This is a genomic window from Vibrio sp. T20 (assembly GCF_007858795.1).
GTDB classification, from domain to species: domain Bacteria; phylum Pseudomonadota; class Gammaproteobacteria; order Enterobacterales; family Vibrionaceae; genus Vibrio; species Vibrio satsumensis.
In genome coordinates this window covers 191640-209752 of record NZ_VFEB01000078.1, presented here as the reverse complement: position 1 = coordinate 209752, position 18113 = coordinate 191640, and the positions used below count along the sequence as shown (strand labels likewise).

The 18113-nt window shown below is 45.1% G+C and carries 10 protein-coding genes, 1 pseudogene and 1 other annotated feature; of the genes and pseudogenes, 5 read left to right on the top strand and 6 right to left on the bottom strand.

Annotated features, from left to right (window positions below):
- Positions 1–14: 14 nt before the first annotated feature.
- Positions 15–2474 carry a bifunctional aspartate kinase/homoserine dehydrogenase I gene (thrA, locus tag FTW16_RS07050; protein ID WP_146490545.1) on the bottom strand — a complete coding sequence of 820 codons (2460 nt, stop codon included), beginning with the start codon at positions 2472–2474 and terminating at the stop codon, positions 15–17.
- A gap of 29 nt (positions 2475–2503) precedes the next feature.
- Positions 2504–2622, bottom strand: a sequence feature (Thr leader region).
- 315 nt (positions 2623–2937) lie between these two features.
- Here thrA and FTW16_RS07045 point away from each other — a divergent pair.
- The gene (locus FTW16_RS07045; protein ID WP_146490544.1) at positions 2938–3414 is read left to right on the top strand and encodes a ribonuclease regulator; all 477 of its coding nucleotides are present in this window, start codon (positions 2938–2940) and stop codon (positions 3412–3414) included.
- 65 nt (positions 3415–3479) lie between these two features.
- Here FTW16_RS07045 and FTW16_RS07040 read toward each other — a convergent pair whose 3' ends face one another.
- Positions 3480–3965 (bottom strand): putative 4-hydroxy-4-methyl-2-oxoglutarate aldolase, encoded by a 486-nt coding sequence (locus tag FTW16_RS07040; RefSeq protein ID WP_146490543.1) that lies wholly within the window; start codon positions 3963–3965, stop codon positions 3480–3482.
- A 47-nt stretch (positions 3966–4012) separates the two neighbouring features.
- Between FTW16_RS07040 and FTW16_RS24710 the strand changes: the two are divergent.
- Positions 4013–4114, top strand: a pseudogene (locus tag FTW16_RS24710) (ribonuclease activity regulator protein RraA); the annotation flags it as partial.
- A 429-nt stretch (positions 4115–4543) separates the two neighbouring features.
- Positions 4544–5260 carry a two-component system response regulator ArcA gene (arcA, locus tag FTW16_RS07035; RefSeq protein WP_004741534.1) on the top strand — a complete coding sequence of 239 codons (717 nt, stop codon included), beginning with the start codon at positions 4544–4546 and terminating at the stop codon, positions 5258–5260.
- Positions 5261–5385: 125 nt separating this feature from the next.
- On the opposite strand, the gene FTW16_RS07030 is transcribed toward arcA, so the two are convergent.
- The 4 genes from FTW16_RS07030 to FTW16_RS07015 form a co-directional block, all read right to left on the bottom strand.
- Positions 5386–5829 (bottom strand): hypothetical protein, encoded by a 444-nt coding sequence (locus FTW16_RS07030; RefSeq protein WP_146490542.1) that lies wholly within the window; start codon positions 5827–5829, stop codon positions 5386–5388.
- Between the two features lie 7 nt (positions 5830–5836).
- Positions 5837–8206 (bottom strand): aerobic respiration two-component sensor histidine kinase ArcB, encoded by a 2370-nt coding sequence (gene arcB / locus FTW16_RS07025; protein ID WP_146490541.1) that lies wholly within the window; start codon positions 8204–8206, stop codon positions 5837–5839.
- A 174-nt stretch (positions 8207–8380) separates the two neighbouring features.
- Complete coding sequence (locus FTW16_RS07020) at positions 8381–10132, bottom strand: diguanylate cyclase domain-containing protein (protein WP_146490540.1); 1752 nt, start codon at positions 10130–10132, stop codon at positions 8381–8383.
- Between the two features lie 91 nt (positions 10133–10223).
- Positions 10224–11177 (bottom strand): TIGR01212 family radical SAM protein, encoded by a 954-nt coding sequence (locus FTW16_RS07015; protein ID WP_146490539.1) that lies wholly within the window; start codon positions 11175–11177, stop codon positions 10224–10226.
- A 531-nt stretch (positions 11178–11708) separates the two neighbouring features.
- On the opposite strand from FTW16_RS07015, the gene gltB reads away from it, so the two are divergent.
- Together gltB and FTW16_RS07005 are read left to right on the top strand one after the other, a co-directional pair.
- Positions 11709–16256, top strand: a complete 4548-nt coding sequence (gltB, locus tag FTW16_RS07010) for a glutamate synthase large subunit (RefSeq protein WP_146490538.1) — start codon at positions 11709–11711, stop codon at positions 16254–16256.
- Complete coding sequence (locus FTW16_RS07005; protein WP_146490537.1) at positions 16256–17725, top strand: glutamate synthase subunit beta; 1470 nt, start codon at positions 16256–16258, stop codon at positions 17723–17725. Before gltB ends, FTW16_RS07005 begins: the two co-directional genes overlap by 1 nt.
- Positions 17726–18113 lie beyond the last annotated feature (388 nt).

Genomic DNA, 18113 nt, shown 5'->3' with positions numbered 1-18113 from the left:
ACTTGAACTCATTCCTAAACTCCTAATTTCCAACCAAGAGTACGCATCACATCAGAGAATACGCCTGCTGCTGTTACTTCAGTACCGGCACCGTAGCCACGAAGTACTAGCGGGATTGGTTGGTAGTAACGGCTGTAGAATGCCAACGCGTTCTCGCCATCTTTAATCTTGAACATTGGGTCGTCGCCATCAACAGCTGCGATACGAACCTTACATTTACCATCAGCAATCTCACCAACATAACGAAGTACTTTGCCTTCTTCTGCTGCGATAGCTGACTGCTCTTGGAAGTAAGCATCTGCTTCTGGCAAGCGAGCCATGAACTCTTCAACCGTACCTGAATCGTCAAAACCTGGTGGTAGTGCTTGGTCTACTTCAACGTCTTCAAGTTCAAGTGCCATGCCGGCTTCACGAGCAAGAATAAGCAGCTTACGCGCCACATCCATGCCTGATAAGTCATCACGTGGATCCGGTTCAGTAAAGCCATTATCTTTAGCAATGTTGGTTGCTTGGCTCAGTGTCATGCCTTCATCAAGCTTACCGAAGATGTAAGACAGTGAACCAGAAAGAATGCCGTTGAACTTCTCAAGCTCATCACCTGCAGAGATAAGGTTCTGAAGGTTTTCGATTACCGGTAGACCTGCACCTACGGTTGTTTCGTACATCAGCTTACGACGTGAGTTACGCGCAACTTCACGCAGCTGATGGTAGTAAGCCATGCTTGCTGTGTTTGCTTTCTTGTTTGGTGTTACCACATGGAAACCAGCCGCTAGGAAATCAGCGTACTGCGCAGCAATATCTTCACTAGACGTACAGTCAACCAATACTGGGTTGATGATATGGTTACGTTGAACCAGAGCCGCTAAACGCGCAAGGCTGAATTCTTCAGTCGCACTCGACATACGGTCACGCCACTGCTCTAGAGGCAAGCCTTCACTGTCTAGCAACAAACCTTTGCTGTTTGCTAAACCACATACGCGAATCACGATGCCTTTTTCAGCCAGTTTGCCTTGTTGACGTTGGATCTGGTCAACAAGCTCGCCACCAACACCGCCAACACCCACAACGAATACGTCAAGGAAGTGCTTAGAGTTGAATAGGTTCTCGTGACACGCCTTGATAGCTTCAGAAATCTTGTCTTCAGGGATAACCGCAGAGATAGCACGCTCTGAAGAACCTTGAGCAATCGCAACGATGTTCACGTTCACTTCAGCTAAAGAAGAGAAGAACTGAGAAGCGACACCGCGTGAAGTACGCATACCGTCACCCACCAGCGTTACAATCGCTACGTCGTCCATGAACTCAACGGGCTCTAGTAGGCCATCTTTAAGTTCAAGTTCAAACGCGTCTGACAACACTTGTTTCGCTTTCACTTTGTCAGCCGATTCAATACAGAAGCTGATGCTGTACTCAGAAGAAGATTGAGTAATAAGGACAATAGAAACGCCAGCCGAAGACATCGCGCCGAATACGCGGCTTGCCATGCCTACCATGCCTTTCATACCAGGGCCTGATACGTTAACCATTGTTAGGTCACTTAGCGTAGTAATACCTTTGATTGCTAGGTTATCTTCGCCAGTGTCTTGACCAATCAAAGTACCCGCACCCTGTGGATTAAAGCTATTTTTGATCAGACAAGGAATATGGAATTGCGCGATAGGTGCGATAGTCTTCGGGTGTAGAACCGAAGCACCGAAGTAAGAAAGCTCCATCGCTTCTTGGTAGCTTAATGACTTAAGAAGACGAGCATCATCGACTAAACGTGGGTCACAGTTGTAAACGCCGTCTACATCTGTCCAGATTTCACAGCAATCAGCACGCAGACATGCAGCTAGCACTGCTGCTGAGTAGTCAGAGCCATTACGGCCAAGAGTGACCAATTCGCCTTTATCATTACCGGCAGTGAAGCCCGGCATGATGTTAACGTGACCTTGTGGAAGTGGCGATTGACGGAAGTTCTGAGTAGACACATCCACATCAACCATAGCTTCAAGGTGATCACCTTTAGCGTATAGGTATTGAACTGGGTCAATCAGGCTTGCTGGTTGGCCTTTTGCTTCAAGTACCGCTTTCATTAACTGGATAGAGATTCGCTCACCTTTACTGATGATGCGAGCATTGACGTGGTTCGGGCACATACCAAGTAGGTTGATGCCGTTCACGAACTGCTTTAGCTGAGCAAGAGAGGTATCAACCTGCTCTTGGAACGCAGTACCATCAATAGAAGGTACAACCGCTTTAATCTCTGTAAACAGCGCAGCGAATGAAGATTCGATCTCTGTAATCTGTGCGTCTGCTTCACCATTTTTCAGTGCAGCTTCAATAACAGCGACCAACTTATTGGTTGTTTTTCCTGGAGCCGATAGTACAACGGCTAGCTCTTCTTGCTGGGCATTATTAGCGATGATATCCGCCGCTCGTAAAAAACGATCTGCATCAGCTAATGATGAACCTCCAAACTTTAAAACGCGCATCCCTTTCTCCATAAGTCATAAAAATGGTACAAAAAAAGGCCTGTATCTTGTTGGATACAGGCCTTTTTTTTAAAATCCGTTACTTAGCAGCCTGCCCCAACAATGTTAATGTCGGTAATAATAATGGTTGTGGTCATTACTAGGTGGCTTACGTGCTGCATATCAAATTCTCTGCTTGTGCTTTACTCTACGTGTATCAATTTTTACCACTAGACGTCAATGAAAAGTTGCGTTTTTTTTACATTCGCACCATTTTTCAGAGCAAACCATCATTTTAGGGATAAAACACCCTGTATTAACCTTCAATTAAGATACTGAATTGACTCACCGAGCAAATATAAGTAGCTAATTGCATATTCTAATAACAAAATGCTATATCGATTGTGCGGCGAGCGTACAAATTCTGTGCTTTAATTGAACGATAACGTTCGAAAAACAATAATAATGACATCAGGAGTGGGAAGTGAAGAGATTACTTATTCTTATAGCCTTGGCTATGCCTGTTGTTTGTTCAGCGAACAGTTTACCTCTTCTAAATAGTTTGCCTCTGCTTCCCGGTCAAATCGATCGCTCTTCTCATAAATTTTTTATCTCCACCCAAAACGCATCGAATGAAAGCTTCGATACTTGGAAAATAGACAGTGGCTATTCATATAGTTTGTTTTCGGATGTGGATCTTTATGTCGGTACACGTATCAATAGTGCTGCACTGAAACAGGAAAGCGGATTCTTGAGTGGTGTCAGTTATCAGTTCTCAGAAAGAGTCTCTTTCAACAGTTCTCTACACACCTATAAAGATGAAACCGAAGACAATGAGAAATCGGTGGCCGCAGAAGTTTCTAGCCGAGTACAGCTGACCGACAATTTAGATTTGCATGCCACTCTTGATTATGAAGAGTGGCAGCAAGGTGTTGAAGTGGGATTAGGATTTCGCTTCTAATCCAATTAACTTGATATCGATGAATATGTTACGTATTCAAGCCTCTTTTACTAGTTACGTACCAGTTATGATTCAAGCAATAGCTCAGATGAAATTAACACACCATTCCAATCGGCATAAATGTAATCCCCAGGCTGAATCAGTTGATTGTGTATCGATAGCGTAACATTCACTTGGCCTACGCCGCGCTTCTCCGTCTTGAATGGCGATGCACCCAATGCCTGAACACCAAGATCCATTTGCGACATCATGCCAACATCACGCACAGCACCGTTTACAATCACGCCTTCCCAGCCATTTTCTATTGCGAGAATCGCGAGTTGATCACCAAGCAGCGCCTTTTGGCATGAACCATTCCCGTCAACAACAAGCACTTTGCCACAGCCGTCTGTCTCTAAAACCTCGCGAACCTTGGAATTATCGTGATAACAACGAACTGTTACAATTTTTCCAAAGAACGTACCACGTTGACCGAAGTTCTGTAATGGCATATTCAGTAGGGTGACTTTGCTTTCAAACTCATCACACAAGTCAGGTGTTATATCGTGCATATATCCTCCGTGAGTAAGGCGCTACCTGTTAAGTCAGGTGAGCCTCTATGCTTTTATATGTTATTAAAATTAATCCTTTGTTTTCATTGTTCTATGCTCAATTTATTACTCAATAAAAGTTGATTGAGCATATTTATCTACTAGACTCTTAGGAAAGCTTTCAGCTTCCTTGGTTAATAATCCGGTCTTTAGCAACCGAGATGTCCGAAGCATCTCGAATAATCATTCTTGTTTTGGTACTAAATAGTCACCATAACATTGGTTAAGTTGTAGCCATACTATTAAAGTTTGTTGCGATACGGCAATTGATGTAAATCAACAAACTGAATGGAATTAACATTCTCGCGTTGTTAGCATGCTGTTAACATTATAGAATCCTCTGCAATCACTAAAAGAATGATTGAAAGGCGTACTGGATCTACGTTATTGGGCAATACTTCAAGGAAGGCAGATAGCTGGAAGTAAGTGTTTTTTTGAAAACTTTAAGTTATCATCAAAAATACATTACCTGTATGTTATGTTTTTGCCTAGAATTTATTCTATTAGCACAGTTTCGTCACAAATTTAGGTACCGCCAAATGCAAACCCCGCAGATTCTTATCGTTGAAGATGAGCAAGTAACTCGTAACACTCTAAAGAGTATTTTTGAAGCAGAGGGATATGCTGTTTTTGAGGCTAGCGACGGTGAAGAGATGCACCAAGTGCTATCTGACAACCAAGTTAACCTTGTAATTATGGACATCAACCTTCCAGGTAAGAATGGTCTACTACTTGCGCGTGAACTACGTGAGCAAGCAAACGTAGCACTTATGTTCTTAACTGGTCGTGATAATGAAGTTGATAAGATCCTTGGCCTAGAGATCGGCGCTGATGACTACATCACTAAGCCTTTCAACCCTCGTGAACTGACTATCCGTGCACGCAACCTTCTGAACCGTTCAATGAGCACAAGCTCTGTTCAAGAAGAAAAGCGCAGCGTTGAGAAGTACGAGTTCAACGGTTGGGTACTAGATATCAACAGCCGTTCTCTGGTTAGCCCAGATGGCGAAGGCTACAAGCTACCTCGTTCAGAGTTCCGTGCTCTACTTCACTTCTGTGAGAACCCAGGCAAGATCCAAACACGTGCAGACCTTCTTAAGAAGATGACTGGCCGTGAGCTTAAGCCACACGATCGTACTGTAGACGTAACAATCCGTCGTATTCGTAAGCACTTTGAATCTGTTTCTGGTACGCCAGAAATCATTGCAACGATTCACGGTGAAGGCTACCGCTTCTGTGGTGACCTAGAAGACTAATTCGATTGGCGTTTCTGGTCGTTTAACACTCGGTGTTTTTAACAGTAGAAGCGCAATCAATAGTTATTAAAAAGGGAGAATGCCAACGCATTCTCCCTTTTTTATTCTTCTTAATTGATAAGGCTTTAGTAAACCGTATCAACCTTAACGTCTTTCTCCACCAGCCACTTCACAGTTTCACCGTCTCTCAGCTCAACCGCAACATCAACAGGCTTTTCGCTGTCGATCTCTAACTGCCATACAAACGCCACTTCCCACTGAGTCTCGCTATGTGTTCTTAGATCAAGGTCGTCAGCCGTTACTAGCAAGGTATCTGCACCTTGCTTAACGGTCACGCTCTCCACCGCAAGTGTTGCTGGTAGCTGTGAGTCTGACTCTAGGTAGATAGAACCGTGTAGTGTCTTATCTTGAGCTTCTCCAATCGTTGGCATCTTGTTGTGCCAAAGGTTGCTTTTCATTGTGACTGTTGCTGCAGATACTTCTACTTGATTATCTTGCTGCCATTCTACTTGCGGCGCAGAACAACCCGCTAATGCCACTACGCATGCGGCGAATGCTAATTTTTTCATTATTCTTCTACCTTTGATTTAACCAACTCTTTAAGACTTCAATGTCATTCTGGTATTCGTTATTTATTTCATCAACCCAATCTGAAATGTTCTCCCACCACGCAGGCATATCTGGAGATTGAGCTTTCTGAGCCACTTGCTGGATACGTTTCAGGCCAATGGACCCTGCTGCACCTTTAATCTTATGTGCCTCGGAAACGATACTGGCTTTGTCTTTCGCGACCATGTTGGAGTTCAATATTTCCATATACTCCGGCATCATATCTTCAAACATCACGATGCTATCCAAAACCGGTTTCGGTCCAACAATATCAACATAAGACTCTAGCATATCAATATCAAGCAAAGTGGTATCAATAGCTGAAAGAACAGGCTTACTTGCATCGACTTTCTCAATAATCTCAACCTTATCCGTGCTATCGACTTTCTCAATAACCTCTGGTGCATCTTCGATAAGTTCACTGATGACATCTTGGATAGCTCGAACCGACAATGGTTTACTGATCGCCTCGTCCATGCCTTTCTGGAAGTACTCTTGTTTGTTATTTAACACGTTGGCAGTTAACGCAACCAAAGGTGGTAACTGGCTGTACTTCTCGCGGTAGTACTGAGCGATGTCGAAGCCAGTCATGTCTGGCAGTTGGATGTCCAACAGTACCAAGTCATAGTCTTCAGGGTTGAAGGCAATTTGCGCCTCTTTACCCGTCATCACCACCGTCACTTCGTGACCCAGGCTTTCGAGTAGAGAGCGAGCCACCGTGATGTTCAGTTCAATATCTTCGACCATGAAGATCTTAAGGTTCGACTGCTTTCTTGGTGTTTTAATCAATGCTTGAGTATCGTGATTAACAGGCACACGAATCGAAACCGTAAAGGTACTACCAAAGCCCTCTTCACTGGTCACTTCAATGTGCCCATCCATCATATTGATCAGCTGTTGTGAGACAGCAAGGCCAATACCTGTGCCCACCGCATGCAGATTATCCGTTCCGGATTTGACCTGATAATACATCGCGAAGATCTTCTCGATTTCACTTTCAGGGATACCAATCCCGGTGTCTTCTACTTCCATCGTGATGTTGGCAAAGTCGCCATCAATGTCGGCGCTGACTGTCATCACCACGCCACCATCTTTGGTGAACTTCATTGCGTTACTTACAAGGTTCCACAACACCTGTCTTAGGCGAGTGCCATCGACTTCAACGGCAGCAGGAAGATCAGACAACCTTTCTAGATCGAACCTCAACCCTTTTTGTTCAGCCATCAATGCAGAGATACTTTCGATCTCAACAACGAAATCTTCAAAGTTGATTGGGGTTGGGAATAGCTCAAGCTTACGACGGTCGAACTTATCCATATCGATAATATCGTTAAAGATATTACCCAGTGTCACTGCGCTTACCTTGATGGTTTGCATCTGCTTGCGCTGCTCAGTGGTCAGTTGGCTATCGAGCAGCATGCGGCTCAAACCAATGATGCCGTTAAGCGGTGTTCTTAGCTCATGGCTAATGGTTGATATAAAGGTGGTCTTATCACGACTGGCTTTCTCTAGCGACTCTTGATGCTCTTTACGCTCGGTAATATCACGGCCGAAACCCACTAAGCCTAAGTGGCGACCATCTTTACTGTAGAAAGGTACTTTACGCAGTTCGAAGTAGCTCTTACGTCCGTCAGGATATTCAAGCCACTGGTCATAAGTTAGCGCTTGGTTATCGGCAAACACCTTCTTATCGGTTTCCACAACTTGTTGAGCGACCTCTTTACTGTAGACATCCCAAGGCGTCAAACCGACTAGCTCTTTTTCTGTCTTGCCGGTGAGCTCTTCAACCGCACGGTTACAACCAGAGAAAACACCTTCTTCATTACGGTAGTAAATAAGGTCAGGAGAAGCATCGATAAACGAGCGCAATAGTGCCGTTCGCTCTGCCAGTTCAAGCTGAGTTCGCTCACGTTGGAACACCTCGTTCTCAAGGTCGTGCATCGCTTCTGCACGTGCTTCCTCCGCTTTTTCACGCTCTTCAATTTCTTGATTAAGCTTCTCAATATTGAGCTGCAATTTATTGTTGAGCTCTTGGTCTCGCTCTCGCATGTCGCCAAGTTTAGAGACCAGTTTCGCTAGACGCTGACGAGACTCTTCCAACTGGTCAACGACCACCGATAAGAAATAAACCGCCCAAGGCGTGATCACTAAGCCGAAAAAAACTGAACGGACAATGTCGATATCATCAACATTACCTTTAAGTGCGAGGGTAATGCCGACTTGCACAACAACAGCGAGGGCAACAAGCGCTAAGGCGAGTAAGATAGAAAAGCGGACAATCCCCAGCTTTACGAGTAGATCCACGTAATACTGGGCAAGATTTTTCATGGGTTTCATTTAGCGCTCCATGCGATAAGACTAGCAACATTCTACCCTGTTTGAAGATAGGAGGTAAGCTAGCTACATCACACGCAGAAAGAGATCAGCGGCAATATCGCAGGTTAATCCAATTAATATAAATACTGAACAACCAAAACAGACAAAGGTGGACAAATCACCGATTTTATAGAGTTAGCGAATTGAGGATGGATGCACCATAGAACGGTTTCGACCGTCAGATTTTGCTTGATACAGCGCACTGTCAGCCAAGGCAACAGCCGATTCCATTTCATCATCAGGTGTCGGAATGTAAGAGATAATACCAATGCTCACCGTGATGAATTCAGAGACTGTCGACTTCTCATGCGCAAGTTCCAATTTTAGGACTTCGTCATGAATACGCTGCGCCACCAACTGAGCACCGTCGGTCGTTGTATTTGGCAGAATAAAGCCGAACTCTTCGCCACCATAACGAGCCACACAATCAGATGAACGATTCAACACCTGCTTAAATGCCTGCGAAACCTGAATCAAAGCATCATCACCTTGTTGGTGTCCGTAAAAATCGTTGTAGCCTTTAAAGAAGTCGATATCACACAACATGATCGTCAGTGGTAACTTCTCACGCACATGATAATGCCACAGTGTAGAGAGCTGTTCGTCGAAACGGCGTCGGTTGGAAACCTGGGTCAAACTATCCATAAAGCTGAGACGTTCAAGTTCAAGGTTGGCCTCTTCAAGCTTCTGCTCAGCGAGATAACGCTCGGTGATATCACGCGCCATGATCAAAACACCATTAGTACTGGATACTGGATCTCTAAACGGTGATTTCACGACATCGTACCAAGTGTATTCTCCATCACTAGAGACGACCTTATCGATATAGCGTAACGATTTACCATGATGAAGCACTTGATGATCAGTGTCTGAGATACGCATATACATACTATTCGGAACGACATCTTGCAGGCGCTTACCCACTAGGTCACTGACCGCAGAGATACCAAGCGCCGCCACAAACGGTTTATTACACGCTTGATAAACCATGTTTTCGTTGAAGATACCAATCGAGTCTGGGCTCGCTTCCAAGATGTTTTGCAATATGGTGTCACGTTGCGCAAGTGCCACTTCGGTATCTTTACGCTTCTCCATTTCGCCACGCAATTTCTGCTGCATATCATGCCAATCGGTCACATCATGACTAATAGAGAGCGTGCCGATGGTTTCTCCATCTTGCGAGAGCAATACACTTTGATAAGTTTCGAGCAAACACCCTTTGCCGTCCTGATCGGTTGTCCACGAACGCTCACTAACACGGCCTTTTAATGCACCACCAGAAACACTCAAGGTGCCCTCTTCCGGGCGACCGTGCCAAAATTTTTTAAACGAGCGATTACTCGCGACCAACTCACCCTTTTTATCTTTCACGTAGATCAGCTCAGACAAAGAATCCAACGCGGTACGAGCAACATTCAGTTCTCGAACTTCTTGGGACAGTTCTTCGTTAGTGTTTTTATAAGGTGAGGCGTGAATCATCCAAGCCTGCTTATTTCTAAAATGGATCTTACGACCGACCAAGTTGATCTTGAACGACTCAAATTCAGAAAGCGCCCACAGGGAGACCTGCTCGAAGGCTCGAGAGTTAATGTGATTGGTTAAGTAGTGACGAAAGCTGCTCTCACTTTCCACAGTAGGAAAGCGAAAATTAACACCGATTTGGCGGATACCAAGCAACTGCATGGCTTGGCGATTGGCATAGAGTATTTCGCCACTTCGAACATCAACAAAGTAGAGTGGCGACGGGGTAGCAAGTAGAAGCGTTTCGATATGCGACTGATAACGAGAATAGAGATGCCAGCAGATGAGAGCAATCAGCAATACAACAACGATATAAATACCGTAGCCATACGCCCTGTCCCACAACCAAGTCATTACCAGTTCCATTTACTCTCAATCTATACCATAAAATCTGTGAGGGAAATGTTACCACTATTTGTTGGTTTTATCTGCTGTTACCTACAGTCACCCATTTCTATTAATTGGCTGCGTTTAAAACAGGCAACGTGTACTCGAATGCAGAACCAGTTTTGATGCCTTGAGCACCGGTTTTATCGAGCGAACGGCCTATTTCAGTCATCGCTAACCAGCGGTTCTCGCACCACAAAGGAGAGAGTAACGTTGGGCGTCTCGCCGCTGAAGAAACACGGTGATAAACCACCTCCGCAGGCGTGCGTTGAATGATCTCACTCGCGATATCAATATACTCTTCAAGGCTTGGGGCTTCTAGCTTTCCTGCCTTCCACGCCTTAGCCATGGTACTGCCCTCTACTATATGAAGGCCGTGCAGCTTAATACCATCAGTTCTCACCGCTAATACCTTGTCTAAGGTTTCAAGATTATCCGCTTTGGTCTCTTTGGGCAGGCCGACAATAAGGTGAGTACATACCTTGATGCCTAAAGCTCGTGCGCGCTGGGTGATCGTTTCATACACCGCAAAATCATGTCCGCGATTAATTCGCTTGAGGGTTTTATCATTGGCCGTTTGTAGGCCGAGCTCGAGCCAAATCTCATAGCCTTGTTTAACGTAGCCCGCTAATAGATCCAACACCGCATCAGGCACACAGTCTGGTCGCGTGCCAACACAAAGGCCGACGATCTCTGCACCGGGTGCTTTTAGCGCCTCTTCATACATATTCTTGAGCACTTGCACCTCTGCATAAGTGCTGGTGTAAGCCTGAAAGTAAGCCAGATACTTCTTGGCACGAGCAATCTCACCTGCGCGATCTTTTAACTGGTCAGCAATGCTTTGAATTTGAGTTTGTTCATCAGCAAAGGAGGCCACGTTGCAAAAAGTGCAGCCCCCGCGACCAATGGTTCCGTCTCGGTTTGGGCAGCTGAAACCACCATGAAGCGTCAGCTTGTGAACCTTCTCGCCATAACGGCGTTGAAGATCTTGGCCGATAGTATTAACTAACTCATGTAATTGCATATTTTCAAAGCACTCAAGTAAATAAGAATGAATATCAGTCTTTTTTTTGAAAAAAAATTACATCCCTGCAAAATTCGACCAATTAGTTTACTCAAGGATTTTTGCGAGCAACCTAACAAATATCAATAAACATGCAAAAAATCGGCTCTATTTGCCTAATGTTGCACATTTGTTAGACATTAAATTCAAAATAAAACGAAAAAAATGGTCTACATGGTTCAACTTTCATTGCAATTCGCCTAAACAAAATTGTAGGATACTTACACATATTGGCTATTTTTGAGTATTTACTTACAACTAAAACTTGCTAATAAGTCGGTGATATCCATATCCCACCTATATAAACCACTAGTTTGTGGTTAAAAATAAACGGATATCACTAAGGATTGTTTTTCTCGCAATACTTTTCCTGCGAGATACGGAAAGGATTCAAACCGCCAGCATAGGCAGGTTTAGACCCATAAATATAAAAGGACAAGGCTGACTTTATACAAATAAGTTGCGCCTAGATTTAACTGGAAGGATGTATCTATGGTAGATCAAGAGCAGAACTCACAGGGTCTGTATACTCCTGAATTGGAGCATGACGCTTGTGGTATCGGTTTTGTTGCGCATCTAAAGAATCGCAAATCTCATGATGTAGTAACTCAAGCACTCGATATGCTTGCACGTATGGAACACCGTGGCGGCCAAGGCTGCGATCCGTGTTCTGGTGATGGTGCAGGTATCCTGCTACAGAAGCCGCACGAATTCTTACTAGAAGAAGCCGTAGAGCTTGGAATTAAGCTGCCATCTTTTGAAAAATATGGTGTTGGTGTTGTACTTTTCCCTAAAGATGAACACAAACGTGCACAGTGTCGTGACATTCTAGAACGCAATGCACAACGCCTTGAGTTAGAAGTTATCGGTTACCGTGAGCTTCCAACTGACAATTCAATGATTGGTGCTGACCCACTAAGCACTGAACCTCAATTTGAACACGTATTTATTTCTGGCGGCCCTGGTATCACACCAGAAGAACTTGAGCGTAAACTGTATGTTCTACGTAACTACACGGTTCGTGTATGCCTAGAAAGCGTTTCAAATATCGGTGATGACTTCTACATCAACTCTATGTCTTACAAGACATTGGTGTACAAAGGTCAGCTAACAACTGAACAAGTTCCTCAGTACTTCCTAGACCTGCAAAACCCAACCATGGTGACAGCTCTAGCACTTGTACACTCTCGCTTCTCTACCAATACATTCCCACGTTGGCGTCTAGCTCAGCCTTTCCGTTACATCGCGCATAATGGCGAAATCAATACGGTTCGCGGCAACCTGAACTGGATGAAAGCACGTGAAGCAATCCTAGAATCGGATCTGTTTACACAAGCTGAAATCGACATGCTACTGCCTATCTGTCAGGAAGGTAGTTCGGATTCATCAAACTTCGATATGGCGCTTGAGCTACTTGTTCTTTCAGGTCGTACTCTGCCACATGCGTTGATGATGATGATCCCGGAAGCATGGCAAGAAAACAAAAACATGGATCCGACTCGTCGCGCGTTCTACCAGTACCACGCGAACGTTATGGAACCATGGGATGGCCCAGCATCTGTATGTTTCACCGATGGTGTTCAAGTAGGTGCAACACTTGACCGTAACGGTCTGCGTCCTTCTCGCTACACAGTAACTAAAGACGACTTCCTAGTAATGGCGTCTGAGTCTGGTGTTGTTGAGATCGCACCTGAAAACGTTGAGTACCGTGGTCGTCTACAACCAGGTCGTATTTTTGTGGCTGACCTTGAGCAAGGCCGCATCATTTCTGATGAAGAAGTGAAAGACAGCATTGCTAAAGCACAACCTTACGAAAAGTGGGTTGAAGAGAACCTTCTGAGCCTGAAAAAGCTACCAGATGCGAGCAACGAATTTAGCCAACCTTCTCCAGAGAAACTTCTCCACAAACAACAATCGTTTGGCGTGAGCTCTGAAGAAGTAAACGAAATTATTCTACCTCTTGCGAAAACAGGCTACGAGCCACTTTCTGCAATGGGTGCTGACTGGCCGCTAGCGATTCTATCTCACCAATCGCAGCACCTTTCAAACTACTTCAAACAGTTGTTTGCACAAGTAACCAACCCGCCGATCGACCCGATTCGTGAGCGCATGGTTATGTCTCTGAACACTTACCTAGGTAAAGACCAGAACTTACTTGCTGAAACACCTGAGCACTGTCAAAAAGTAGAACTTGAGTCTCCAGTACTGTCTAACTCAGAGTTAGAAAAACTGCGTGCAATCGATAACGAGCACCTTCAAGCGAAGACGCTGGACATCGTATTCCAAGCAAATGGCGACCAAGGTAAGTTAGAGCGCGCACTTAAGCGTATCTGCCAATACGCAGAAGACGCAGTGATTGATGGCTACTCTATCATCCTACTGACCGACCGTGCGGTTAACTCTAACCATGCCGCTATTCCAGCAATGCTGGCGGTTGGCGCGGTTCACCACCACCTAATCCGTAAAGGTCTACGCGCTAAGTGTGACATCGTTGTTGAAACGGGTGACGCTCGTGAGACACACCACTTTGCAACGCTTATCGGTTACGGTGCGAACGCAGTTAACCCGTACCTAGTTATTGAAACGATTGTTGAACTGCAACGTACGAAGAAGCTAGATCCAAACGTACACCCACGTGAGTTATTCGATAACTATCGTAAAGGTGTTAACGGCGGTCTACTTAAGATCTTCTCTAAGATGGGGATCTCTACGCTGCAGTCTTACCACGGTGCACAAATCTTTGAAGCACTTGGTATCAGCAAGTCAGTGGTTGAAAAATACTTCACTGGTACGGTTTCTCGTATTCAAGGTCTAACGATCGACGATATCGCACGAGAAGTACTGGTTCGTCACCGTGTTGGTTACCCAGCTCGTGAAATCCCAGCTCAGATCCTTGATGTTGGTGGTGTTTACCAGTGGAAACAACGTGGTGAGAAACACCTATTCAACCCTGAAACGATTTCTCTACTTCAAGAATCAACGCGTAACAAAGATTACGGCCAGTTCAAGAAGTACGCAAAAGCAGTCGATGACCAAGGCGACAACGCAGCAACACTACGTAGCCAACTGGATTTCATCAAGAACCCTGCAGGCTCTATTCCTCTAGCAGAAGTAGAACCAATCGAGAATATCCTTAAGCGTTTCGCAACCGGCGCAATGAGCTTTGGTTCAATCTCGCATGAGGCTCACTCAACACTGGCTGTTGCGATGAACCGCATTGGCGCGAAATCAAACTCAGGTGAAGGTGGTGAAGATCCAGCACGTTTCGAACGTAAAGAAAATGGCGACTGGGAACGTTCAGCAATCAAACAGGTGGCTTCTGGTCGCTTTGGTGTAACGTCTTACTACCTATCTAACGCTGATGAGCTACAAATCAAGATGGCTCAAGGTGCGAAACCTGGCGAAGGTGGTCAACTACCAGGTGATAAGGTTGATGACTGGATCGGCGCAACTCGTCACTCGACTCCGGGCGTAGGTCTTATTTCTCCACCGCCACACCACGATATCTACTCAATCGAAGATTTAGCTCAGCTGATCTACGATCTGAAAAACGCGAACCGTAACGGCCGTGTCAACGTGAAGCTAGTATCGGAAGCAGGCGTAGGTACGATTGCATCTGGTGTAGCGAAAGCGAAAGCTGACGTGGTACTTATCGCAGGTTTTGATGGTGGTACGGGTGCATCTCCGATGTCTTCTATCCGTCACACAGGTCTGCCTTGGGAACTGGGTCTAGCGGAAACTCACCAAACACTACTGAAAAATGGCCTACGTAACCGTATCGTTGTTCAGTCTGATGGTCAGATGAAAACACCACGTGACCTTGCAGTAGCAACGTTACTTGGCGCTGAAGAATGGGGCGTAGCAACAGCAGCTCTAGTGGTTGAAGGCTGTATCATGATGCGTAAGTGTCACAAGAATACATGTCCTGTTGGTATCGCAACACAGAACAAGACTCTGCGTGAGCGTTTCGACGGCCGCGTAGAAGACGTAGTCACTTTCTTCCAATACATGGCTGAAGGTCTGCGTGAAGTAATGGCTGAACTTGGCTTCCGTTCTATCGATGAGATGGTGGGTCAATCGCACAAACTTAAAGTTCGTGATGACATCGGTCACTGGAAGTACAAGAACCTAGATCTAACACCTGTACTGCACATTGAGCAGGCGCGTGAAGAAGATGGTATCTACAACCAGACACAACAAAACCACAACCTAGAAGACGTTCTAGACCGCAAGTTGATTCAAGCTGCAATTCCAGCTCTTGAGAAAGGTGAAGCCGTGAATGCGACCTTCCCTATCATCAACACGGACCGCTCTGCAGGTACCATGCTGTCAAACGAAATCTCGAAGGTTTACAAAGACCAAGGTTTACCACAGCCAATGAACGTTAAGTTCCACGGTAGTGCTGGCCAGTCTTTCGGTGCGTTCCTTGCGAAAGGCGTGAAGTTCGAAGTAGAAGGCGACGCGAACGATTACTGGGGTAAAGGCCTATCTGGCGGTACGTTGGTACTGTACCCAGATGCGAAATCTACCATCGTTGCTGAAGATAACATCGTGGTGGGTAACGTGTGTTTCTACGGTGCTACTTCAGGTGAATCTTTCATCCGCGGTATGGCTGGCGAACGTTTCTGTGTTCGTAACTCTGGAGCGAAGGTTGTTGTTGAAGGCGTTGGTGACCACGGTTGTGAATACATGACTGGTGGTGTTGCAATTATCCTCGGCTCAACAGGTCGTAACTTTGCTGCTGGTATGAGTGGCGGTGTTGCCTATGTTTGGGATAAAGCGGGTGACTTCGAAACCAAGCTTAACTCTGAACTTGTAGACCTAGATCCAATTGAACAAGAAGATAAAGATCTTCTACTAGATATGCTAACGAAGCATGTTGAATTCACAGGAAGTGAAGTTGCTCAGTCTTTCCTAGACAACTTTGAAGCAAGTGTTGCATCACTGATTAAAGTAATGCCACGCGACTACAAAGCGGTTCTTGAAAAGCGTAAAGCTGAAGCACAACAGGCACAAACGGAAGAAGTGGAGGCAGTATAATGGGTAAGCCTACTGGATTTTTAGAACACGGTCGTGAGCTTCCAAAGAAGCTCGACCCGTCAGTTCGAATTGAAGACAACAAAGAGTTCGTACTTAACGAAGAGTTTGGTGACAAAATCAATACTCAAGCCTCTCGTTGTATGGACTGTGGCGTACCTTTCTGTCACAGCGGTTGTCCGATTGGTAACATCATCCCAGAATTCAATGACGCAGTTTATCGTGACAGTTGGGAAGAGGCTTGGAACATCCTAAGTTCAACCAACAACTTCCCTGAATTTACAGGTCGTGTGTGCCCTTCTCCTTGTGAGAGTGCCTGTGTACTGGGTATCAACCAAGACCCAATCACCATCTGTAATATTGAGAAAACGATTGTAGAAACTGCGTACCGTGAAGGGTACGCAAAGCCTAAAACACCACGCTCTCGCACTGGTAAAACAGTGGCGGTGATCGGTTCAGGTCCAGCAGGCCTAGCTGCAGCTGAACAACTAAACAGTGCAGGTCACTCAGTGACAGTATTTGAACGTGATGAGAAAGTCGGTGGTCTACTGCGCTTCGGTATCCCTGATTTCAAACTGGGCATGGATGTCATTGATCGCAAGATCAACCTAATGGCTGAAGCAGGCGTTGATTTTAAAGTTAACCAACACATTGGTGTTGATGTTAATGCTCAACAACTGCGCCAAGAGTTTGATGTAGTGCTGCTAACAGGGGGGTCTACGGTTCCGCGTGACTTACCAATCCCGGGACGTGAATTGAAAGGCGTTCACTTTGCCATGGAATTCCTTGGTCAAAACAACCGCCGTGCTAACGACTTAGACCTTAAGACTGAAGAGATTCACGCTAAAGATAAGCACATTGTGGTTATCGGTGGTGGTGATACAGGCTCTGACTGTGTAGGCACATCAAACCGTCACAAAGCAGCAAGTATTACTCAGGTTGAGATCATGCCGATCCCACCAGAGAAACGCCCAGCAAACATGCCTTGGCCCCAATACCCAATGATCATGAAGACCACGACTTCTCATGAAGAAGGCTGTGAACGTCACTGGAACATCTTGACTAAAGAGTTCATCGGTAACGATCAAGGTCAAGTGACGGGTCTACGTATTGCTGACATCGTTTGGCAAGATGCGAAACCTGGTGAGCGTCCAGGTTTTGATGAAGTCGCGAACTCTGAGCGTGTTATTCCTTGTGACATGGCATTCCTAGCAATGGGCTTCTTACACCCAGAGCCAACCGGTGTGCTTGCTCAACTAGACATAAAACTGGACGAGCGCGGTAACGTCGCTTCTGAAGGTTTTGCAACGAACCAGAAAGGCGTTTTCGCTGCTGGTGATATGCGTACTGGTCAATCTCTAGTTGTACGTTGTATTAATGAAGGTCGTGAATGTGCAATTGCCATTGATGACTTCTTAATGGGTAACTCAAACTTAGAAGCGAAAGCAGATTCACTCATGCTTTCCGCATAATATTTCTCGGGCTAACGTCAATGACGTTAGCCTAGAGGAAAAGCAACACCCTTCCTAACTTTTATATTTGGCTAGCACTCGATGCTAGCCTTTTTTCTCTCTGCTTTCTGGCTCTTACGATATTCCCCTCGCTGTACATGTTAAATCTTATTAACATCTATCTATTATATCTCTTTGATATCGCTCTACTATTTTAGATTATTACGTGGTTAATCGCGTTTACGCATGATAATTAACCATGAACTTGACCTTAAACACAATTAGCTATACGTTGTAAAGCTGGTGAAAATAAAACCAATAGGTTTTGTTAACACAACCGATAACGTTTTAACTGGCTAAAACAAACAATCAGTTTATGTAAGAACAAGCTTATAAAAAATAACAAGTA

Excerpts from the sequence above, each read along its gene's own strand:
- thrA (WP_146490545.1), bottom strand. The coding sequence starts at position 2,474 with ATGCGCGTTTTAAAGTTTGGAGGTTCATCATTAGCTGATGCAGATCGT.
- FTW16_RS07040 (WP_146490543.1), bottom strand. The coding sequence starts at position 3,965 with ATGCACGATATAACACCTGACTTGTGTGATGAGTTTGAAAGCAAAGTC.
- arcA (WP_004741534.1), top strand. The coding sequence starts at position 4,544 with ATGCAAACCCCGCAGATTCTTATCGTTGAAGATGAGCAAGTAACTCGT.
- FTW16_RS07030 (WP_146490542.1), bottom strand. The coding sequence starts at position 5,829 with ATGAAAAAATTAGCATTCGCCGCATGCGTAGTGGCATTAGCGGGTTGT.
- arcB (WP_146490541.1), bottom strand. The coding sequence starts at position 8,206 with ATGAAACCCATGAAAAATCTTGCCCAGTATTACGTGGATCTACTCGTA.
- FTW16_RS07020 (WP_146490540.1), bottom strand. The coding sequence starts at position 10,132 with ATGGAACTGGTAATGACTTGGTTGTGGGACAGGGCGTATGGCTACGGT.
- FTW16_RS07015 (WP_146490539.1), bottom strand. The coding sequence starts at position 11,177 with ATGCAATTACATGAGTTAGTTAATACTATCGGCCAAGATCTTCAACGC.
- gltB (WP_146490538.1), top strand. The coding sequence starts at position 11,709 with ATGGTAGATCAAGAGCAGAACTCACAGGGTCTGTATACTCCTGAATTG.
- FTW16_RS07005 (WP_146490537.1), top strand. The coding sequence starts at position 16,256 with ATGGGTAAGCCTACTGGATTTTTAGAACACGGTCGTGAGCTTCCAAAG.